The sequence below is a fragment of the Streptomyces anandii JCM 4720 genome (assembly GCF_014650655.1).
Lineage (GTDB): Bacteria > Actinomycetota > Actinomycetes > Streptomycetales > Streptomycetaceae > Streptomyces > Streptomyces anandii.
Window position 1 is genome coordinate 1 of record NZ_BMVJ01000060.1, and the last position, 3,356, is coordinate 3,356.

The window sequence follows — 3,356 nt, forward strand, 5'->3', positions numbered from 1 at the left end:
CCGCGCTCGCCGGACTCCTGGCTTCCATACCGCGCGACCGGCCGCTGACGGCCGTGGTGCACACCGCCGCCGTACTGAACGACGGAGTCATCGAGGAGCTGACGCCGGACCAGCTCGACGAAGTCCTGCGGGCCAAGGTGGACGCGACCCGCAACCTGGACGAACTGACGCGTGAGCTGGACCTCTCCGCCTTCGTGCTCTTCTCCTCCTTCGCGGCCACCTTCGGCGCCCCCGGCCAGGGCAACCAGGCACCGGGCAACGCCTTCCTCGAAGCGCTGGCCGAGCAGCGGCGGGCGGACGGGCTGGTGGCCACCACGCTCTCCTGGGGGCCCTGGGGCGACGGCGGCGCGGTCGCCGGGCCGGTGGGGGACCGTATGCGCAGGCACGGCATCCTCGAGATGGCGCCCGAGCTCGCGGTGACCGCGCTCGGGCACGCGCTCGACCGGGACGAGACGGCGCTCACCGTCATCGACATGGAGTGGAAGCGCTTCGCGCTGGCGTTCACCGCGGACCGGCCGCGTACCCTGCTCGATGAACTGCCCGAGGCCCGCGAGGTCATCGAGCAGGCCCAGGGTGACCCGGCGGACGACCCCTCGGGCGCGGTGCCGCTCGGCAAGCAGCTAGCGGGGCTGCCGGCCACCGAGCAGGATCGCGTCCTGCTGGACCTGGTGCGGGGTGCGGTCGCCGCGGTGCTGGGCCACGCCGGTGCCGAGGCCGTCGAGGCCAACCGGGCCTTCAAGGAACTCGGGTTCGACTCGCTCACCGCCGTCGAGCTGCGCAACCGCCTGGGCGCCGCCACCGCGCTCAAGCTCCCTCCGACCCTGATCTTCGACCATCCGACGCCCGCCGCGGTGGCCGGGTATCTGCGCGGCGAGGTGGTTCCGGAGGCGGACGGCGGGGCGTCCGTGCTGGAGGAGCTCGACCGGCTCGAATCTCTGCTCGCCGGCACCAGCCCGGACAACGTCACCAGGGCCCGCATCAGCATGCGGCTGCAGTCGTTGCTGGGGAAGTGGGACGACTCCGATGTGCCGGACACCGTGACCGGGACGGGAGCCGGGCTCGGGGCCGGCGCCGGTGCCGACGCCGGGAGCGGGTCGGCCGGGGACGGCGGCATCGACGACGTGGCACAGCTCGAAGCCGCCAGCGACGAAGAACTCTTCGCGTTCATCAACAAAGGCCTCGGCCGGGCGTGACGCATTTCTCCGGAATGCGGCCGGACAGGTATTGACGGGAATTGGTGCGGTCCGTCAGGCTGCCCGGAAACATCGAATGCCGGACACCGGCCGGGCGGGCCCCCGGGGCCGTTCCGGCCCGCCGCCCCTCGTCCCCGACCCCTGGTCATCCCCTCGATCGCAGGGGTGGCTAGGGGCCGGGCAGGGGTTGTCGGGGGCGTCGGGGCGACCATAGCCTGCCGACGAGATACCGACTGAAGAAATCGATTGAAGAACCCGATCGAATCCCTTCTCGGTGCGATTGTTTCTGGTTCCTTTCCGATGCCGTCTGCCGTAAATGGGTTGCTTTTAAATGGCGAATGAAGAGACGCTGCGGGACTACCTCAAACTGGTGACGGCGGATCTGCATCAGACGCGTCAGCGGCTGCGCGAGGCCGAGGCGAAGAACCAGGACCCCATCGCCATCGTCGCGATGAGCTGCCGCTACCCCGGCGGCGTCGCGTCCCCCGAGGACCTGTGGCAGCTGGTGACCGACGAGCGGGACGCGGTCACCGAGTTCCCCGCCGACCGCGGCTGGGACCTCGACACCGTCTACCACCCGGACCCCGAGCACCCCGGCACCAGTTACGCCAAGCAGGGCGGCTTCGTCAGCGACATCGCGCGGTTCGACCCGAGCCCGTTCGGCATCAGCCCGCGCGAGGCCCTGTCCATGGACCCCCAGCAGCGCCTCCTCCTGGAGACCTCCTGGGAGGCGTTCGAACGCGCCGGCATCGACCCGACGACCCTGCGTGGCAAGCGAGTCGGCGTCTTCGTCGGCACCAGCAGCCACGACTACCTCACCGCCCTGCTGAGCTCCTCCGAGGACCTCGAGGGCTACCTGGGCACCGGCAACGCCGCGAGCGTCGCCTCCGGGCGGCTTTCCTACGCCTTCGGGCTCGAAGGGCCCGCCCTCACCGTCGACACCGCCTGCTCCTCCTCGCTGGTCGCCCTGCACCTGGCCGTGCAGGCGCTGCGCAACGGCGAGTGCTCGATGGCCCTGGCCGGCGGCGCGACCCTGATGTCGGCGCCGGGCACCTTCATCGACTACAGCAAGCAGCGCGGCCTGGCCATGGACGGCCGCTGCAAGGCCTTCTCCACGGAGGCCGACGGCTTCTGCCTCGCCGAGGGCGTCGGGCTGCTCCTCGTCGAAAGGCTCTCCGACGCCCGCCGCAGGGGCCACCCGGTGCTGGCCGTGGTCCGTGGCTCCGCCGTCAACCAGGACGGCGCCAGCAACGGCCTCACCGCGCCGAACGGCCCGTCCCAGCAGCGCGTCATCCTCCAGGCGCTGGCCAACGCCCGGCTCACCCCGCAGGAGGTCGACGCCGTCGAGGCGCACGGCACCGGCACCGCGCTCGGCGACCCGATCGAGGCCCAGGCCGTCATCGCGACGTACGGCAAGGACCGGCCGGCCGATCGGCCGCTCTGGCTCGGCTCGCTGAAGACCAACATCGGCCACGCCCAGGCCGCCGCGGGCGTCGCCGGAGTGATCAAGTCGGTCATGGCCCTGCGCCACGGCGTCCTGCCCAAGACGCTGCACCTGACCGAGCCGACCCCCCACGTGGACTGGTCGGCGGGCGAGGTGTCGTTGCTCGCCGAGGCGCGCGAATGGTCGCGCGGCGAGCACCCACGCCGCATCGGCGTGTCGTCGTTCGGCATGAGCGGCACCAACGCGCACACCATCCTGGAGGAACACACCGAGCCCAGCGAGCCCGCCAAGTCCACCGAGCCCGCCAAGCTCACCGGGCGCACGGAGCAGGCCGATTCCGCCAGGCCGGCCGGGTACGTGCCCGTCGTCCTCTCCGGCAAGGACGAGGCGGCGCTGCGGGCTCAGGCCGGACAGCTCCGCGCCCATCTCGCGGCCCGGCCCGGGATCACCCTCGCCGACGTCGCCTATTCGCAGGCCGTCACCCGGGCCGCGCTGGACCGCCGGGCCGTGCTGGTCGCCGGCGACCGCGACCAACTGCTGACCGCGCTCACCGCACTGGCCGAGGGTGAGACCACCGGCACGCAGATCCACGGAACCGCGACCGAGGGCAAGGCGGCGTTCCTGTTCTCGGGGCAGGGCAGTCAGCGTGCGGGCATGGGTCGTGAGCTGTACGAGACGTATCCGGTGTTCGCGGAGGCGCTCGATGCGATCCTCGATCG

2 protein-coding genes are annotated in these 3,356 nt (G+C 71.8%); both read left to right on the plus strand.

Going from position 1 to position 3,356, the window contains the following annotated elements; genetic code table 11:
• Nucleotides 1-1,193, plus strand: a 1,193-nt coding sequence (locus IE249_RS35185) for a beta-ketoacyl reductase (protein WP_189711543.1), incomplete at its 5' end; no start/stop codon positions are given.
• A 331-nt stretch (nucleotides 1,194-1,524) separates the two neighbouring features.
• Nucleotides 1,525-3,356, plus strand: a 1,832-nt coding sequence (locus tag IE249_RS35190) for a type I polyketide synthase (RefSeq protein ID WP_189711545.1), incomplete at its 3' end; no start/stop codon positions are given.